Origin of the sequence: Klebsiella sp. S69, assembly GCF_016516145.1 — a bacterium.
GTDB classification, from domain to species: Bacteria; Pseudomonadota; Gammaproteobacteria; order Enterobacterales; family Enterobacteriaceae; genus Klebsiella; species Klebsiella oxytoca.
Genome location: NZ_JACVUU010000007.1, coordinates 170285 through 189164 on the forward strand (window position 1 = coordinate 170285; position 18880 = coordinate 189164).

16 protein-coding genes and 1 pseudogene are annotated in these 18880 nt (G+C 55.3%); 16 read left to right on the forward strand and 1 reads right to left on the reverse strand.

The features are described from left to right. The first annotated feature begins 9 nt into the window (after positions 1-9). The 11 genes and pseudogenes from IAE27_RS09325 to nhaR all read left to right on the forward strand — a co-directional run bounded on the left by IAE27_RS09325 (position 10) and on the right by nhaR (position 12365). Positions 10-2619 (forward strand): fimbrial biogenesis usher protein, encoded by a 2610-nt coding sequence (locus IAE27_RS09325; RefSeq protein ID WP_064345448.1) that lies wholly within the window; start codon positions 10-12, stop codon positions 2617-2619. Then, entirely contained in the window at positions 2620-3627 is a 1008-nt protein-coding gene (locus tag IAE27_RS09330) for a fimbrial protein BcfD (RefSeq protein ID WP_108704219.1), read from the forward strand. Beyond that, a complete protein-coding gene (locus IAE27_RS09335; RefSeq protein ID WP_070557723.1) occupies positions 3628-4164 on the forward strand; it encodes a fimbrial protein BcfE in 537 nt (178 codons plus the stop codon). It abuts the gene before it with no gap. A gap of 35 nt (positions 4165-4199) precedes the next feature. Further along, positions 4200-4697 (forward strand): fimbrial protein BcfF, encoded by a 498-nt coding sequence (locus IAE27_RS09340; protein ID WP_064345449.1) that lies wholly within the window; start codon positions 4200-4202, stop codon positions 4695-4697. Beyond that, positions 4690-5394, forward strand: a complete 705-nt coding sequence (locus IAE27_RS09345) for a pili/flagellar-assembly chaperone (RefSeq protein WP_070557722.1) — start codon at positions 4690-4692, stop codon at positions 5392-5394. The genes IAE27_RS09340 and IAE27_RS09345 overlap by 8 nt, the downstream gene beginning before the upstream one ends. A gap of 29 nt (positions 5395-5423) precedes the next feature. Next, positions 5424-6269 (forward strand): DsbA family protein, encoded by an 846-nt coding sequence (locus IAE27_RS09350; RefSeq protein WP_017145021.1) that lies wholly within the window; start codon positions 5424-5426, stop codon positions 6267-6269. 62 nt (positions 6270-6331) lie between these two features. Further along, positions 6332-6631, forward strand: a complete 300-nt coding sequence (locus IAE27_RS09355; protein ID WP_004108350.1) for a hypothetical protein — start codon at positions 6332-6334, stop codon at positions 6629-6631. Positions 6632-7064: 433 nt separating this feature from the next. Next, positions 7065-8558, forward strand: a pseudogene (locus IAE27_RS09360) (sulfatase). Positions 8559-8790: 232 nt separating this feature from the next. Continuing rightward, positions 8791-10053 carry a cytoplasmic protein gene (locus IAE27_RS09365; protein WP_070557720.1) on the forward strand — a complete coding sequence of 421 codons (1263 nt, stop codon included), beginning with the start codon at positions 8791-8793 and terminating at the stop codon, positions 10051-10053. A gap of 148 nt (positions 10054-10201) precedes the next feature. Beyond that, positions 10202-11377 (forward strand): Na+/H+ antiporter NhaA, encoded by a 1176-nt coding sequence (gene nhaA, locus IAE27_RS09370; RefSeq protein ID WP_115240010.1) that lies wholly within the window; start codon positions 10202-10204, stop codon positions 11375-11377. 52 nt (positions 11378-11429) lie between these two features. Further along, positions 11430-12365, forward strand: a complete 936-nt coding sequence (gene nhaR / locus IAE27_RS09375; RefSeq protein WP_004108338.1) for a transcriptional activator NhaR — start codon at positions 11430-11432, stop codon at positions 12363-12365. A gap of 99 nt (positions 12366-12464) precedes the next feature. On the opposite strand, the gene rpsT is transcribed toward nhaR, so the two are convergent. Then, on the reverse strand, positions 12465-12728 hold the full coding sequence (gene rpsT / locus IAE27_RS09380) for a 30S ribosomal protein S20 (RefSeq protein ID WP_003018940.1): 264 nt from the start codon (positions 12726-12728) through the stop codon (positions 12465-12467). 330 nt (positions 12729-13058) lie between these two features. Here rpsT and ribF point away from each other — a divergent pair, with 330 nt between their 5' ends. The 5 genes from ribF to ispH all read left to right on the forward strand — a co-directional run bounded on the left by ribF (position 13059) and on the right by ispH (position 18857). Continuing rightward, entirely contained in the window at positions 13059-13997 is a 939-nt protein-coding gene (ribF, locus tag IAE27_RS09385; protein ID WP_004108323.1) for a bifunctional riboflavin kinase/FAD synthetase, read from the forward strand. A gap of 44 nt (positions 13998-14041) precedes the next feature. Beyond that, entirely contained in the window at positions 14042-16858 is a 2817-nt protein-coding gene (ileS, locus tag IAE27_RS09390; protein ID WP_024273713.1) for an isoleucine--tRNA ligase, read from the forward strand. Next, complete coding sequence (lspA, locus tag IAE27_RS09395) at positions 16858-17358, forward strand: signal peptidase II (RefSeq protein ID WP_004108317.1); 501 nt, start codon at positions 16858-16860, stop codon at positions 17356-17358. Before ileS ends, lspA begins: the two co-directional genes overlap by 1 nt. Before the next feature lie 97 nt (positions 17359-17455). Continuing rightward, positions 17456-17905 carry an FKBP-type peptidyl-prolyl cis-trans isomerase gene (fkpB, locus tag IAE27_RS09400; RefSeq protein ID WP_004098486.1) on the forward strand — a complete coding sequence of 150 codons (450 nt, stop codon included), beginning with the start codon at positions 17456-17458 and terminating at the stop codon, positions 17903-17905. Position 17906: 1 nt separating this feature from the next. Next, positions 17907-18857 carry a 4-hydroxy-3-methylbut-2-enyl diphosphate reductase gene (ispH, locus tag IAE27_RS09405; protein WP_004108315.1) on the forward strand — a complete coding sequence of 317 codons (951 nt, stop codon included), beginning with the start codon at positions 17907-17909 and terminating at the stop codon, positions 18855-18857. The last annotated feature ends 23 nt before the right edge of the window (positions 18858-18880 follow it).

The following is an 18880-nucleotide window of genomic DNA, read 5'->3' on the forward strand; positions in this document are numbered from 1 at the left end:
GTGCAGAAAATGGCTGCTATAAAGCGTCAATCGCCGTCTGTCAGTAAACCGGTGCTGATGACCCTGACTTTAGTCAGCGTGTTAACGCTGCCGAAGAGTTGGGCGGATAACTATTTTAATCCCGCGTTTTTATCGGACGATCCGTCAAAGATCGCCGATCTTTCACGTTTTGAAGGCAATGGCCAGGCGCCTGGCGTCTATCGGGTCGACGTCTATCTGAATGGCGCCTTTCTTGCCACCCGCGATATGACCTTCTACGAAGCGAAACCCTCCGCCAGGACGCCAGCCGCAGATGACTCCGGGCTAAGCGCTTGTCTGACGCCTGATATGCTCAAAGAGATGAAGGTGAACGTTGAGGCCTTTCCGGGGTTGTTAAAGCCCTCTTCTCAAGGGTGCGTGGATATTGCCGCCGCCATTCCTGCGGCCTTCGCGCGCTTTGATTTCACCCAGCAGCGCCTGAATATCAGTATTCCCCAGGCGGCGATGAAGAACAGCGCCAGGGGCTATATTGCACCTGAATACTGGGATGAAGGGATCAACGCGCTATTGCTTAATTACACGTTTACCGGTGCGAATAGCCGCGATCGCAGCGAGGGCGGTGTTGATGCCCATACCCTGTTTCTCGGCCTCAACAGCGGCCTGAACCTCGGCGCCTGGCGCTTGCGTAATTATTCCACCTGGAACGATAACAGCGGCGGCGAGAGTAATAAAAGCGACTGGCAGCATATCAGCACGTATGTAGAGCGCGATCTGCGCGCTCTGAAAAGCGAACTGACCGCAGGAGATAGCTATACGCCTTCCGCGATCTTCGACAGTTTGCCCTTTCGCGGCATTCAGCTGGCTTCCGATGACAACATGCTGCCTGACAGTATGAAAGGCTTCGCACCGACCATCCACGGTATCGCTAAAAGCAATGCCCAGGTGACCATTCGGCAGAATGGCTACACCATCGACCAGCGCTACGTCTCTCCCGGCGCATTTACCATTGACGACCTTTACTCCACGGCCAGCAGCGGTGATTTGAGCGTTGAGATAAAAGAGTCCGATGGCAGCATCACTCGCTATAGCGTGCCGTATTCCGCTGTCCCAATTCTGCAACGTGAAGGGCGGTTGAAATACGCGGCCACGGCGGCGAGCTATCGCGGCGACAGCAGCCAGAAAGAGGACGTTAAGTTTGGCCAGGCGACGCTGATATGGGGCCTGCCGCACGGCTTTACCGTTTACGGCGGGACGCAGTTTGCCGATCATTATCGCGCGCTGGCGTTAGGTACGGGAGCCAATCTGGGCGACTGGGGGGCGATTTCCGTCGACCTGACCCAGGCGCGCAGCACCCTGGCTGATGATAGCGAGCATCAGGGGCAATCCACGCGTTTTCTTTACGCTAAATCGCTGAATAGTCTGGGAACTAACTTTCAGCTGCTCGGCTATCGCTACTCAACATCGGGTTTTTATACCCTCGACGAGACGGCGTGGAAGCGCATGTCTGGCTATAGCGGTCCAACCGACGAAAACGAAGACCAGCGTAGCTGGAGCGATTACTACAACCTCTATTACACCAAACGCGGCAAGATTCAGCTGAATATCTCGCAGCAGCTTGGGCGTTTTGGTTCGCTTTATGTAACCGGTAGTCAGCAGAGCTACTGGCATACCGATGAGAAGAACACGCTGCTGCAAGTGGGCTATAGCGATACCCTGGCGGGCGTGTCATGGAGCCTGTCTTATAACCAAAGCCGTGCCCCGGGAGAGGACAAGAGCGACCAGCTTATTGCCCTGAATCTCTCGCTGCCGCTCAGCCAGTGGCTACATCACAGCGATGATATCACCCACAAGCATCACAATATCTACGCCACGTTCAGCACCAGTACCGATCGGCACGGCGGCGTCAGCCAAAATGCCGGAATAAGCGGTACCGCGCTGGCGCAAAACAATCTCAGCTATAGCGTACAGCAGGGTTATCAAAATCATGGTGTTGGCAAAAGCGGCGCCGCCAGCCTCGAATATGATGGCGCCGAAGGCAATGTCAACGTGGGCTATAACACCAGCAATAACGGCGATTATCAGCAGATAAATTACGGTCTGAGCGGCGGCATAGTGGCGCATGCGCACGGCTTAACGCTGAGCCAGCCGCTGGGCGAGACCAACGTGCTGATCGCCGCTCCGGGAGCAGGCAATGTCAATATTGATGACGAGCCGGGCATTCATACCGATCGCCGGGGCTATGCGGTGGTGCCTTACGCCACCACCTATCGCCAAAATCGCATGGCGCTGGATGTGAACTCGATGGCGGATGACGTGGATATCGACGATGCCGTCGTGAACGTCGTGCCTACGCAGGGCGCGCTGGTACTGGCCAGCTTTAAAGCGCGCGTCGGCGAACGTGCGCTCCTGACGCTGCTGCATGACGGGCAGCCGGTACCGTTCGGCGCGACCGCCTCGACCGATGCGTCAGCGGAGGAGGCGATCGTCGGCGATGGCGGCGAAGTTTACCTGGCCGGTCTGAGCCCTCAGGGGACGCTTAAGGTGCAGTGGGGCCGGGGAGCTTCCCGCCAGTGTCTGGTGCATTATCAACTTCCCGCAACCCGGCAGGCCCTGGTGCGACAACGCGTGGAATGCCGCTAAATGAAGACAGGTTTATTTTTTATTCCGCTGGTGGGTCTGCTGTTAGCCAATGCGGCTCAGGCTGCCGTCTGTCAAAACGTCAACGGCGCGCCTACTACGGTCGATTACGATCTGAGTACCACCCTCACGGCGGCCCAAAACGCGGCGGGGAATACGGTTCAGTTGACCAAAAACCAGGAAGTGAACGTTCAGGCCGTGTGTCCCGCTGGATCGGCATTCTCGAACCGGACGTATCGTTCCTATGTTTCACCCTACGCCGTGGTTGAAACCAGCGGCCCCTGGAAGTATTTAAAGCTCGACCCTGACTATCTGGAGGGGGCGATGAGAATTGACGACTCCGCGGCAGGAACCCTTTATCTCCCTACCAACTACGCCTATATGGGCACCGATGACAGCGTAAACGCCGGCAAACCGTTCTACATCCGCGACTCTAACCTGGTGTTTCAGCTCAAGATTGCCAGGCCTTTCGTGGGGACCGTCACTATCACTCCGAAGACCATGTTTAACGTCTACGTGACGACAGGGGCGAGCGATCCCCTGAGCAACGTGGTTTACAACATTGCTTACAGCGGAACGGTAACCGTGCCACAAAGCTGCGAAATCAACGCAGGGCAGACCATTCTTGTGGATTTCGGCTCGCTTTATAGCGGTGGCTTCAACCGCGCCGGGGCAAAGCCGGTGAGCGTCAGAAATAAAAAATTCAGGGTGCCGGTGAAATGCAGCGGCGTGAATTCGCAGGTTAATTTAAGCCTGCGGCTGATTGCGACAGCGGATACTCACCTTAACCAGGCTATCGCCTCGGATAATCCGGACGTCGGCGTGGTGGTTGAGACCAACGATGGCGCGGTATTGACGCCAAACGATGCCAGCAGCGTGGTGCCTTTCGTCACTGACGATGCGGGCAAAGCCAACATCGCGCTGCAGGCTTATCCGGTTAGCACGACCGGTGAAATCCCCGCAGAGGGCGTATTTACCGCGCTGGCTAACCTGCGGGTGGACTTCGACTAAATGAGCTTAAAACGCGGTCTCTTTTTAGCGCTCCTCTGCGGGAGCCCATTTTGCCAGGCCAGTGATACCGGCAATAACCTGGAATTTACCGGCACGATCGTTGCGCAAACCTGCGATGTGGAGATTTCCAGCGTCAGCCAGAGTATCGATTTGGGGCAGTTTTCGGTTGAGGATTTTCCCGCAACCGGAACGACGACAAAATTTAAGCCGTTTAACATTAATCTGAAAAACTGCTCCCGGGGAATTACCGGAACCAAAATCTGGTTTACCGGCACGGCAGACAGTGATGATCCATCGCTGCTGGCGCTGACCGATACCGGCATGGGTAACGAAAATATGCTGGCCAGCGGCATCGGCGTGGAGCTGCTTGATGAAGATCAAGATGATGTCAGTATGAATAATAGCGAATCAGTAATTTATCCCCTCAAGGCCGGGCGCAATACGCTCTCCTTCTACATTCGCTACAAATCGACACGGCCAGTGGTCACCTCCGGCAATGCGACGGCGGTGATGTATTTCGACCTGCAATACGAATAGGCGCGGCGATGAATAAATATGCTTATTATGCCTGCATGGCTTGCTGCCTTCTGACGACAGCAACAGCAGACGCGCATGACGGGCGTGTCTATGTCACCGGCACGATTACCGACAATACCTGCACGCTGTCGCCGGATTCAGAAAACATTAACGTGGAGATGGGCAGCGTATCGAACCGTCAGTTTTACCATGCTGGCGATGGTTCCGCCTGGCAGCCTTTCGCCATTGATTTGCAAAACTGCGGCAGCACCGTCAGTGGCGTTACGGTGAGCTTCAGCGGGACGGCAAATCAGCGAAATACGGATCTCCTGGCGCTTATCGACGCGGCGGACGATGCCACAGGGATTGGCATTGGCCTCTATGACCAGGATAAACATCTTATTCCGCCAGGGCAGACGAGCGAAGTCATCGCGCTTTCTCCGGGGCAGACTTCCGCGCATCTGCAGTTCTATGCTCGTTATGTCGCGGACGGCAGCGCGGTTACGGCCGGAAAGGCGAATGCTTCAGCCACGTTTATCCTCGCCTATGAATAAACTTCTTTTTTATATCGTGATGATCTGGCTGCTGCCGATCCCTGTGGCTCAGGCGGGCGTGGTGATCGGCGGGACGCGGTTTATCTATCATGCGCAGATGCCGACCCTAAGCGTGCCGGTGAGCAACACCTCTTCTGAGAGCTGGCTTATTGATAGCCACATTCAGTCGGCGCGACGATGGACCGGCGCGGCTATTGCCGCAGGGAACAGACCCCCCTTTATCATTACGCCGCCGTTGTTCCGTCTTGCGGCAGAGCAGGAGAATACGCTGCGCGTGACCTGGACCGGCGACGCGCTCCCCCCCGACCGGGAAAGCCTGTTCACATTGAGTATTGCCGCCATACCCTCCGGTAAGCCTGGCGACCATCATGTTCAGATGGCCTTTCGTTCCGCGCTGAAACTTATCTATCGTCCTGCTGGCCTGGCAGGCAATCCCCAGCAGGCGTACCGGGGGCTGCGCTGGACGTTGACCCCGGAGGGGCTGTCGGTACAGAACCCGGGCCCTTATTACGTCACGCTCTTCTCGCTCAAGGCCAACGGCCGGCCCATCGATACCGCAGGCGTCGTCGCCCCTTTTTCGACGCGCAAAACCGACTGGTGCCAGCGGGCGACCCGCTGCGAGGTGCGCTGGCAAAGCATTAATGATTATGGCCGCGTGCTGCCGCCGATAGCGGCGAACGTACTGCTGGCGCGCTGATTTTTATCCCTGGAATGAGAGTTTGTTTTATGCACGATTCATCTTTAAAGCTGAGCTGCCTGGCGGCGCTGGCGCTGGTTAGCGGCGCGATTTCTTTACCGGCGCAGGCGGAGAACGGCGAGCCGGCGTCGCAGATTGGTCCGGCGGCGGAGGCCTATATCGCCAGCCATCCGGATAAAGTCGGCGAAGCCGTAGCCACGTATCTGGCGAATCACCCGGAATTTCTCATCGCCGCCAGCGAAACGCTACATCAGCGGCAGCAGATCGCCCAACAGCAGGCTTACGTACAGTTGGCCCTGCAGTATCAGGCCGGGCTGTTGAGCAGCGCCAGCCCATCCGTTGGCCCGGCAGATGCGAAAGCTGCAGTGGTCATGTTCTTTGATTATCAGTGTTCATGGTGCAGCAAAATGGCGCCGGTTATCGAGGCGCTGATCAAAGCCAACCCGGATACGCGCTTTGTTTTCAAAGAGTTCCCTATTTTTTCTTCGCGCTGGCCGGTATCGGGGCTGGCAGCAAGGATCGGCGAACAGGTGTGGTTAAGCGACGGCGGCGCCAAATATCTTGACTGGCATAACGCGCTCTATGCCACCGGTAAAGTGGAAGGCGCGCTCACGGAACAGGATGTCTATGGCCTGGCGCAGCATTATCTGTCGAAAGAGAAGATCGCGGAGGTCAAGCAGGCGCAGGATAGCGGGGCGGTTCATGACGCTCTGCTGGCAAATCAGGCGCTGGCCCAGCATATGAACTTTTCCGGTACCCCCGCGTTTGTCGTGATGCCACAGGCGAAAACGCCGGAGGCTAACCGCGTCTCGGTGATGCCCGGCAGCTCCTCGCAGGACGCTCTGCAGACGGCGATTCAGAAAGCGAAAGGCTAGGGACGGCGTTCTCCACCGGGGTGGTCACGCCCCGGTGAAATCAAACACAGGAGTGTCGAAACATGGAAAAAATGCCCCTCATACATAGTGTGATGCCCGCGCTGGTCTTGCCGCTATGGTTTATCGGCTGCGCGTGCCTCGCCTCCGGCGGTCAGCTTCAGTTTTCCGGTAGCGTGATAACCGCCGCCTGCTGGAACGAAACGGGAACCTCCGATATTTTATGCCAGCGTCAGGATCGTCTTGAGCGTCATATCACCGTGGAAAACCTCATTGTGCCCATATCCTCCCCCTATGCCACGATTGAAAAGTCCTACCTGGATGAGGACAAACAGCTAACGCTGCTACGCGTGGTCTATGACTGATCCTCACGCCCGTCTGTCATTGCCAATAACCCGATCGCCCCGGTCCCTCAGGCAAGAGAGGGAGCGGAGAAGAGGGTATTTCTTGCGCATCTGTTTAATGAGTCAGTGCCGTTTTCATTATTGTTAAGAGAATATTCTCTGCAACAGAAACATTCATTTATGTGGTTATTAACAACATTCATTGACACCCTTTTGGCATGAGTTTTTATGCCGTTGCTATGTGAGATTTCAATCACTAATATCATTTTCTTTTCGATTGATACTTCTTTCCCGATTGGCCGGTTTGGCTATGGATACATCAATTTTACTCCCATGAATATCTGCAATTATAGGCTGGTGAGAGAGCAATAATACATCTGGCCAGAGGGCTTATGGGATTAAATGCGTTATATGTTGCGTTATCAATTTTTAAATTTTTTTCTGAGGGATTAACATGACAAAAACATGTGTTGCCGGCCTGATTGGCCTGGCATTATGCGCAGGTAGCGCCATGCATTCTGTTTATGCCGCTGATGCTAAACATCCCAATCTGGTCATCATTCTGGCAGATGATTTAGGCTATGGTGACCTGGGCGCCTATGGGCATCAAATCGTCAAAACGCCCAATATTGATAAGCTGGCTCAGGAAGGGGTGAAGTTCACCGATTATTATGCTCCGGCGCCGCTCTGCTCACCTTCGCGGGCGGGCCTGTTGACCGGCCGCATGCCGTTTCGTACGGGCATTAGATCGTGGATCCCGGAGGGGAAAAATGTTGCCTTAGGCCGTAACGAGCTGACGATTGCGAATCTGCTGAAGCAGCAGGGTTACGATACGGCGATTATGGGCAAACTCCATCTCAACGCCGGCGGCGATCGTACCGACCAGCCGCAGGCGAAGGACATGGGCTTTGACTACAGGCTGGTCAATACCGCCGGGTTCGTGAGCGACTCAACGCTGGATAACGCCAAAGAGCGTCCTCGCTAGGGCATGGTCTATCCCACCGGTTTTACCCGCAACGAGAAACCTATCGGTCGCGCGAAGACGTTCAGCGGCGAGCTGGTGAGTTCGGAAGTCGTCAACTGGCTGGATAAGAAGAAAGATAACAACCCCTTCTTCCTCTACGTCGCCTTTACCGAAGTGCATAGCCCGCTGGCCTCGCCGAAGAAATATCTCGATATGTACGCGCCTTATATCAGCGCTTATGCGAAGCAGCACCCGGATCTGTTCTACGGTGATTGGGCGGATAAGCCCTGGCGCGGCGCCGGTGAGTACTATGCCAACATCAGCTATATGGATGCTCAGGTAGGGAAAGTTCTCGACAAGATTAAAGCAATGGGTGAAGAAGATAACACGATCGTAATTTTTACCAGCGATAACGGCCCGGTTACCCGCGAAGCGCGAAAAGTTTATGAGCTGAACCTTGCTGGTGAAACGGATGGGCTGCGGGGTCGTAAAGATAACCTGTGGGAAGGCGGAATTCGCGTCCCGGCGATTATCAAATATGGTCACCATATTCCGCAGGGGATGGTCTCAGAAACGCCGATGTCGGGTCTGGACTGGATGCCGACGCTGGCGCAGATGATGAACTTCCCTCTGCCGAAGGACCGTACCTATGACGGCCAGTCAATCGTACCGGTACTGGAGAAGCAAGCGTTCAAGCGGGAAAAACCGCTGATTTTCGGTATCGATATGCCGTTCCAGGACGATCCGACCGATGAATGGGCGATTCGCGACGGCGACTGGAAAATGATTATTGACCGCCAAGGTAAGGCTAAATACCTCTATAATCTGAAGCAGGATCGCGCAGAAACGCTAAATCAAATCGGTAAGCAGCCCGAAATTGAGCAGCGGATGTTCGCTGAGTTTCTGAAATATAAAAATGACATCGATAATGATTCACTGATGAAAGCCCGCGGCGATAAACCGACGCCGGTGACGTGGGGCTGATGAAATATTAGCATATCATAATCGTATGCTACCAGGCGCCATACCTGCCTGATTCAGCGTTCTGACGTTGAATCAGGTATTTTTATTGGCCCGCATCGGCGGATAGACAGAGGCTGCAATAACCTGAACCGTTACTCATAATCAAAAAAAGGGTGATAACGCGCTTTTACCCTGGAGAAATAATAGTGATAAAATCAGCGAGGCCCGAGGGAAATATTCGCAGTGAGTGAATATGTTTAACGACGTTAATGTTAATAGTTGCAAAACGCCCGGTTGTAAAAATCTTGGCGTGCTTAATAGCCCTGATTACCTTCGTCAGGGAGAAAATATCCTGTGCCGGGAATGCGGCTTTCTCTTTCCGCCCATTTCGGCGATTTCCCTTAACGCTTTTCGCCGCACGGTAAACCAGGGATGGAAGGGGCTGGTTAGGCAGTGTCCGGGATGCGGCAGCGTTTCTCTAAAACGCTACGGCTACTCGGCGCAGGGCGAGCGGCGTATGGCATGTCGCGACTGCAGCAAGACCTTCGTGATACCGGACAGTCTGACTCTCACGCCTCGCCAGCAGGAGCTTGCCGCTCTCATCCAGCAAGGCAGCTCGCTTAACGATATTCGCACTCTACTGGCTATCGATAACACTACATTAGGCCGCGAATTAGCTAACCTCTCTTATCGCGCGGACCTGGCGGAGCGCGCTTTTGACTTTCCGGCGTTTGATATTGTTCTCACCACCCGGGCGTTTAGCCTTGGTTTTAACGGTGGAGAGAATCGGCTGTATGTGCTGGTCACCGCTGAGGAAAAAAGCGGTAAAGTGGTGGCTATCTCGACGAACTATACTCCACGCCCGGTTGAGCCGGCGTATCAGTATCAATCGCAATATGAAGAACGACTGCCCCCAGGCACGCTGGCGTATCTCGTGCAACGCAAAGAAATGCTGACTATGCGGCGTCGTGGCGCGCTGTTTGATATTGATTACGGGCCGGGAACGTTGCACCGGCATGTGCGAGGTATGCTGGTTAAACCCGTATTGCCGGCCTATCGACATTTTGAACTGGTGCGAATGTTAACCGATGAGCGTTCGCTGAATGTGCAGCATTATCTCGATCATGAGTGTTTCATCCTTGGCGGATGTATGATGGCAAACCTGGCGCAGGTCCGGCAGGGGCGCTGCCATATTTCATTCGTCAGAGAACGCGGTGTTAACCCCCCGCAGGGCGAAATGCCACCGCGACTGTTCTACAGCGGCGGGATCCGCAACAATGTCTGGCGAACATTCTCCACGCGGGACTACGCCATGGCCGTTTGTAACCTGACCGGAAGTAAGAAAACCGGCCTGTTACGGCATGCGACCCTACGAAGCGCCAGCGAATTTATAGACTATATTTATCGCCATCCTTTCCTTCCCTGGCTCACCAGGATGTCGCCTGCCAACGTGACGTCTGCGCTAAATCATTTGAAATATGAATATAACAACCGTCTTTCCTGCCTGCCTTTTTAAACTTCGCTTCCAGGTTAACCCGGTCAGCATTTGACGGGCGTGCATTCGTAAAAAACGATCTTAACGGCAATTTAAACCTACTTTTTTCGATGTATTTGCGTCTGTATTATACTTTTATCGAGTTGTTTGCCGATAAGGTGAGGTAAAAGTGAAACATCTACAGCGTTTTTTTCATAGCGAGGCATCCGGGGGGATAATCCTCATCTTCGCCGCCGCTATGGCGATGCTATTAGCCAATACGGGCCTGACCAGCAGCCTGTATCGCTCTTTTCTGGAGACGCCCGTTCAGCTGCGCGTAGGCGCGTTAGAGATCAACAAAAACATGCTGTTGTGGATAAACGACGCGCTGATGGCGGTATTTTTCCTGCTTATAGGTCTGGAAGTAAAGCGCGAGATGAAACAGGGCGCGTTGGCCAGCCGTCGCCAGGCCGTATTCCCGGTCGTCGCGGCGTTGGGCGGCATGGTGGTTCCGGCGTTAGTCTATCTGGCCTTTAACGGCCAGGATGCGATTGCCAGAGAAGGGTGGGCGATTCCGGCTGCGACCGATATTGCCTTCGCGCTGGGCGTACTGGCCCTGCTGGGCAATCGGGTTCCCGCTGCGCTGAAGATCTTTCTGATGGCGCTGGCCATTATCGACGATCTGGGCGCCATTATTATTATTGCGCTGTTCTACACGCACGATCTTTCCGTGGTGTCGTTGGTTGTCGCTGCCGGCGCCATTATGGTGCTGGCGGCGCTGAATCTGAGCGGCGTACGGCGTACCGGGATCTATATTCTGGTCGGCGCCATACTCTGGACTGCGGTGCTGAAGTCGGGGGTTCACGCAACGCTGGCTGGCGTCATTGTCGGCTTTATGATCCCGCTAAAAGAGCAGAACGGTAAATCGCCGGCGAAGCAGCTTGAGCACGTGCTGCATCCGTGGGTGGCCTTCCTGATCCTGCCGCTGTTCGCCTTCGCTAACGCGGGCGTTTCTTTGCAGGGCGTCACGGTAGAAGGGCTGACCTCGCTGCTGCCGTTAGGTATTATTGCCGGGCTGTTTATCGGTAAGCCATTGGGAATTAGCGTATTCTGCTGGCTGGCGCTGAAGCTGAAATGGGCCTCGTTGCCGGAAGGGACAACCTGCAAGCAAATTATGGCGGTCGGCATTCTATGTGGGATTGGCTTCACAATGTCGATTTTTATTGCCACCCTGGCCTTCGGCAGCGTCGACCCCGGATTGATCAACTGGGCCAAGCTTGGCATCCTGATTGGATCGATATTATCGGCAGTCACGGGATACATCATACTGCGTAAGCGCGTAACGGATTCGGGCTACGCGGCTTAACATCTCACGGAGAGCCGCTACGGCTCTCCTGGACATTATCAGGGAGAGAAGCATGTCGCATATCAACTACAACCATCTGTACTACTTCTGGCATGTCTATAAAGAAGGCTCCGTTGTTGGCGCGGCGGAAGCGCTGTTCCTGACGCCGCAGACCATTACCGGGCAAATTAAGGCGCTGGAAGAGCGCCTGCAGGGGAAGTTGTTCAAGCGAAAAGGAAGAGGGCTGGAGCCCAGCGAATTAGGCGAGTTGGTTTTCCGCTATGCGGATCGCATGTTTACGCTGAGCCAGGAAATGCTCGATATCGTTAACTATCGTAAAGAGTCGAATCTGCTGTTTGACGTCGGCGTCGCGGACGCGCTGTCGAAAAGGTTGGTGAGCGGGGTACTGGATGCTGCCGTTGTCGATAACGAACAGATCCATTTACGCTGTTTCGAATCGACCCACGAAATGCTGCTGGAGCAGCTTAGCCAGCATAAGCTCGATATGATTATTTCCGACTGCCCTATTGATTCAACCCAGCAGGAAGGGCTGTTTTCAGTGAAAATTGGCGAATGCAGCGTCAGCTTCTGGTGCATGAATCCGCCGCCGAAAAAGCCGTTCCCGGCCTGTCTGGAAGAGCGTCGCTTACTGATCCCTGGCCGTCGTTCGATGTTAGGGCGCAAGCTGCTCAACTGGTTTAACTCGCAGGGATTGCAGGTGGAAATCCTCGGCGAGTTTGACGATGCGGCGTTGATGAAAGCCTTCGGCGCGGCGCATAATGCGATATTCGTTGCCCCGACGCTGTATGCGCATGATTTCTATAGCGATGAGTCGATAGTTGAGATCGGACGGATGGACAACGTCATGGAAGAGTATCACGCGATCTTCGCTGAACGAATGATCCAGCATCCGGCGGTGCAGCGTATTTGTCATCGCGACTATTCGGCGCTCTTTACGCCGCCGCAGGCCCAGGACAGCGCTGTTTCTGGCGGTTCGGCAAAGCAATAGTTGCCAGAAGCGCGATGGTTGCCGCTTTGAGCGATAGACGACAGACATAAAAAAACCCGCTTTCGCGGGTTTTTTTACAAAGCGACAACAAGCAGACGATTAAGCCAGTTTGTTGATCTGAGCGGTCAGGTTTGCTTTATGACGCGCAGCTTTGTTTTTGTGGATCAGACCTTTAGCAGCCTGACGGTCCACGATTGGTTGCATTTCGTTAAATGCTTTCAGTGCAGTAGCTTTGTCGCCAGCTTCGATAGCTGCGTATACTTTCTTGATGAAAGTACGCATCATAGAGCGACGGCTAGCGTTGTGCTTGCGGGCCTTTTCAGACTGAACGGCGCGCTTCTTAGCTGATTTGATATTAGCCAAGGTCCAACTCCCAAATGTGTTCTATATGGACAATTCAAAGGCCGAGGAGAATGCCCGTTTAGCCTTCTTTTGTCAATGGATTTGTGCAAATAAGCGTCGTTTAAACGAACAACGCTTCATTACGTAGTGATGGCGCAAGATTCTACCAGCTTGTTGCAGGCGAATACAGCCTTTCAACCATAAAAATCGACGACGCCGGAGAGATTTTCCCGCAATCTCGCGCTGAGTGAATGAATTCCCGGGATCTTTCGGTGAAGAGGTGCAATCGCTGGTTAACGTCGCCAGTTGTACAAGGTATACTCGGACGATTTTCACTGTTTTGAGCCAGACATGAAGCTGATACGCGGCATACATAATCTCAGTCAGGCCCCGCACGGGTGCGTGCTGACCATTGGAAATTTTGACGGCGTGCATCGCGGGCACCAGGCATTATTGCAGCGTTTGCGCGCAGAAGGTCGCCAGCGTGGCTTACCGGTGGTGGTGATGATTTTTGAGCCGCAGCCGCTTGAGCTTTTTGCCGCCGATAAAGCGCCGGCACGTTTAACGCGCCTGCGTGAGAAGCTGAACTATCTGGCTGAAAGCGGCGTCGATTACGTCCTGTGCGTGCGTTTCGATCGGCGCTTCGCGGCATTGACCGCCCAGGACTTTATCAGCGAACTGCTGGTCCGCCAGCTGGGCGTTCAGTTCCTCGCCGTTGGCGATGATTTCCGCTTTGGCGCAGGTCGCCAGGGGGATTTCTTGTTATTACAAAAAGCCGGCGTGGAGTACGGCTTTGACGTCACCAGCACCCAAACCTTCTGTGAAGGCGGCGTGCGCATCAGCAGCACCGCGGTGCGCCAGGCGCTGGCAGACGACGATCTGCCCCTGGCGGAGACGCTGCTGGGGCATCCGTTTACCATCTCCGGCCGCGTTGTGCACGGTGATGAACTCGGGCGCACAATAGGTTTCCCGACGGCGAATTTACCGCTGCGTCGTCAGGTTTCCCCGGTTAAAGGGGTCTATGCGGTAGAAGTGACAGGGCTTGGCGACAAACCTTTTATGGGCGTCGCCAACATTGGTACTCGTCCAACGGTGTCCGGCGTGCGTCAGCAGCTGGAAGTCCATCTCCTGGATGTTGTAATGGACCTCTACGGTCGCCATATAGATGTAATACTGCGTAAAAAAATACGTAACGAGCAGCGATTTGCGTCGCTTGATGAGCTAAAAGCGCAAATCGCACGTGATGAGTTAACGGCCCGCGACTTCTTTGGGCTAACCGGGCAGGCATAACCCTGACGGTGTTTATCAAACCGAAATACGGAACCGAGAATCTGATGAGTGACTATAAATCGACCCTGAATTTGCCGGAAACAGGGTTCCCGATGCGCGGCGACCTCGCCAAGCGTGAACCGGGAATGCTGGCGCGTTGGACCGATGATGACCTGTACGGCATCATTCGTGCAGCCAAAAAAGGCAAAAAAACCTTCATTCTGCATGATGGCCCTCCTTATGCGAATGGCAGCATTCATATTGGTCACTCGGTTAACAAGATTCTGAAAGACATTATCGTTAAGTCCAAAGGGCTGGCGGGCTATGACTCTCCGTACGTACCGGGCTGGGACTGTCACGGTCTGCCAATCGAGCTGAAGGTAGAGCAGGAATACGGCAAGCCGGGCGAGAAATTCACCGCCGCCGAGTTCCGCGCCAAGTGCCGCGAATATGCCGCCACCCAGGTTGACGGGCAGCGCAAAGACTTTATCCGTCTGGGCGTGCTCGGCGACTGGTCGCACCCGTACCTGACCATGGACTTCAAAACGGAAGCCAACATCATCCGCGCGCTGGGTAAAATCATCGGCAACGGCCACCTGCACAAAGGCGCTAAGCCGGTGCACTGGTGCGTAGACTGCCGTTCCGCGCTGGCGGAAGCGGAAGTTGAGTATTACGACAAAACTTCTCCGTCCATCGACGTGGCGTTCCACGCGACCGATAAAGCGGCGGTGCTGGCGAAATTCGGCGTGGCCGACGTTAACGGTCCGGTTTCTCTGGTTATCTGGACCACCACCCCGTGGACCCTGCCAGCGAACCGCGCCATCTCCCTGTCCCCGGAGTTTGACTATGCGCTGGTGCAGGTTGACGGCCAGGCGCTGATCCTGGCGAAAGATCTGGTCGACAGCGTCATGAAACGCGCCGGCATTGCTGATTACACCATCCTTGCGGTGGTAAACGGCGCCGAGCTGGAGCTGATGCGCTTTAAGCATCCGTTCCTCGATTTCGACGTCCCGGCGATCCTGGGCGATCACGTCACTCTGGACGCGGGTACCGGTGCGGTACATACCGCGCCAGGCCACGGCCCGGATGACTATGTCATCGGTCAAAAATATGGCCTGGAAGTCGCTAACCCGGTGGGTCCGGACGGCGCCTATCTGCCGGGAACTTACCCGACGCTGGATGGCGTAAACGTGTTTAAAGCCAACGATATTGTCGTTGCGCTGCTGTCTGAAAAAGGCGCGCTGCTGCACGTAGAGAAAATGCAGCACAGCTACCCGTGCTGCTGGCGTCACAAAACGCCGATCATCTTCCGCGCCACGCCGCAGTGGTTCGTGAGCATGGATCAGAAAGGCCTGCGCGCGCAGTCGCTTGCCGAAATCAAAGGCGTGCAGTGGATCCCTGACTGGGGCCAGGCGCGTATTGAATCGATGGTCGCCAACCGTCCTGACTGGTGTATTTCCCGTCAGCGTACCTGGGGCGTACCGATGTCGCTGTTCGTGCATAAAGAGACGCAGGAGCTGCATCCGCGTACTCTCGAACTGATGGAAGAAGTGGCGAAACGCGTTGAGATCGACGGCATTCAGGCGTGGTGGGATCTCGATTCCCGCGACATCCTCGGCGCCGATGCCGATAGCTATGAGAAGGTGCCGGATACGCTGGACGTGTGGTTTGACTCCGGATCGACCCACTCCTCCGTTGTTGACGTGCGTCCGGAATTTGCCGGTCACGCCGCCGATATGTATCTCGAAGGTTCTGACCAGCACCGCGGCTGGTTCATGTCATCCCTGATGATCTCTACCGCGATGAAGGGCAAAGCGCCTTACCGCCAGGTACTGACCCACGGCTTTACCGTTGATGGCCAGGGCCGCAAGATGTCCAAGTCTATCGGCAACACCGTCTCTCCGCAGGACGTGATGAACAAACTGGGCGCGGATATTCTGCGTCTGTGGGTGGCTTCCACCGACTACACTGGCGAAATGGCGGTCTCCGACGAGATCCTTAAACGCGCCGCCGACAGCTATCGTCGTATCCGTAACACCGCGCGCTTCCTGCTGGCGAACCTCAATGGTTTCGATCCAGCTAAAGATATGGTGAAACCGGAAGAGATGGTCGTGCTGGACCGCTGGGCAGTAGGCTGCGCGCAAGCGGCGCAGGACGATATCGTCAAAGCCTATGAATCTTACGATTTCCACGAAGTCGTGCAGCGTCTGATGCGCTTCTGCTCCATCGAAATGGGTTCGTTCTGGCTTGATATCATTAAAGACCGTCAGTACACCACCAAGGCGGACAGCGTCGCGCGCCGTAGCTGCCAGACCGCGCTGTATCACATTGCCGAAGCGCTGGTACGCTGGATGGCGCCGATCATGTCCTTTACCGCTGACGAAATCTGGGGTTACCTGCCGGGCGACCGCGAGAAATACGTCTTTACCGGCGAATGGTACACCGGTCTGTTTGGCCTGGCCGACGACGAAGCGATGAACGATGGTTTCTGGGACGAGTTGCTGAAAGTGCGCGGCGAAGTCAACAAGGTTATCGAACAGGCGCGTGCTGACAAGCAGGTGGGGGGCTCTCTGGAAGCGGCGGTAACGCTGTATGCCGACGCCGATCTCGCGGCGAAGCTCAACGCGCTGGGCGACGAATTGCGATTTGTCCTGTTGACCTCAGGAGCGAAAGTTGCCGATTATGCGCAGGCTCCGGCCGACGCATGGCAGAGTGAGCTGCTGAAAGGCCTGAAAGTCGTGCTGAGCAAAGCCGAAGGTGATAAGTGCCCGCGCTGCTGGCATTACACGACGGACATCGGCAAGGTGGCGGAACACGCGGATATCTGCGGACGCTGTGTCAGCAACATCGCCGGTGACGGCGAAAAACGTAAATTTGCCTGATGAGTAAACCGATTAGTTCAACGGGGCTACGCTGGCTCTGGGTCGTCGTAGCCGTGCTGATTATCGATTTAGGCAGCAAATTCCTGATCCTCCAGAACTTCGCTCTGGGGGATACGGTATCGCTGTTCCCATCGCTTAATCTGCATTATGCGCGTAACTATGGCGCGGCCTTTAGCTTCCTCGCCGACAGTGGCGGCTGGCAGCGCTGGTTCTTCGCCGGTATCGCTATCGGTATCTGCGTGATCCTTGCGGTGCTGATGTATCGCTCTAAGGCGACGCAAAAGCTGAATAACATTGCCTATGCGCTGATTATTGGCGGCGCGTTGGGCAATTTATTCGACAGGCTTTGGCATGGTTTTGTCGTCGATATGATCGATTTCTACGTCGGGGACTGGCATTTCGCCACCTTCAACCTTGCCGATACCGCTATTTGTATCGGCGCGGCGCTGATTGTGCTGGAAGGCTTCTTGCCGAACGCGGCTGCGAAGAAACAGGCGTAACAATACCCGCCGGGCGGCGCGACGCTTGCACGGGTCTACGTTCTCCGTAGGCCCGTTCAGCGCCAGCGTCACCGGACAAAACTAGTGAGCAACCTGCATGTCTAAATCAGTACAGAGCAACAGTGCGGTGCTGGTGCACTTCACCTTAAAGCTCGACGATGGCTCCACCGCAGAGTCAACCCGCAACAACGGTAAACCGGCGCTCTTTCGTCTGGGCGATACTTCCCTGTCTGAAGGTCTGGAACAGCATCTGCTGGGGCTAAAAGAGGGGGATAAAACCACCTTTTCGCTGGAACCGGACGCCGCGTTTGGCGTACCGAGCCCGGACCTGATCCAATATTTCTCGCGTCGGGAATTTATCGATGCGGGCGAGCCGGAAGTCGGCGCGATTATGCTCTTTACCGCAATGGATGGCAGCGAAATGCCCGGCGTGATCCGTGAAGTAAACGGCGATTCGATTACCGTTGATTTCAACCATCCGCTGGCCGGGCGTACCGTTCATTTTGATGTTGAAGTGCTGGAGATCGATCCGGCGCTGGAGGGGTAACATGCAGATTCTGTTGGCTAACCCGCGCGGCTTCTGCGCAGGCGTTGACCGCGCTATCAGCATTGTTGAAAACGCGCTGACGCTATATGGCGCGCCGATCTACGTGCGTCATGAAGTCGTGCACAACCGCTATGTTGTCGACAGCCTGCGTCAACGCGGCGCTATTTTTATCGAGCAGATTAGCGAAGTGCCGGACGGCGCGATCCTGATTTTCTCCGCCCACGGCGTCTCTCAGGCCGTACGCAACGAGGCGAAAAGCCGCGATCTGACGGTTTTTGACGCTACCTGCCCGCTGGTGACCAAAGTCCATATGGAAGTTGCTCGCGCCAGCCGTCGGGGGGAAGAGTCGATCCTGATTGGTCACGCCGGTCACCCGGAAGTTGAAGGCACCATGGGCCAGTACAGTAACCCGCAGGGGGGGATGTACCTGGTGGAATCGCCGAATGACGTCTGGAAGCTGGATGTGAAAAACGACGCTAAGCTGTCGTTTATGACTCAGACGACGCTCTCCGTTGATGATACCTCCGACGTGATTGACGCCCTGCGCGAACGGTTCCCGAAAATCGTCGGGCCGCGCAAAGATGATATCTGCTATGCGACGACAAACCGGCAAGAGGCCGTCCGCGCGCTGGCCGGGCAGGCTGACGTAGTGCTGGTGGTGGGGTCGAAGAACTCCTCGAACTCTAACCGTCTGGCCGAACTGGCCCAGCGGATGGGGAAAGCTGCCTATCTGATCGATGATGCGACCGATATCCAGGAAGCCTGGGTGAAAGACGCAACCTGCGTCGGCGTAACCGCAGGCGCATCGGCGCCGGATATTCTGGTACAGAACGTGATTTCGCGTTTGCAGGAGCTGGGCGGCGGCGAAGCTGTGCCGCTGGAAGGCCGTGAAGAGAACATTGTTTTCGAAGTGCCGAAAGAGCTGCGCGTAGACGTCCGTGAAGTAGAGTAAGTTCTTTTTCCCCGCAGTATGGG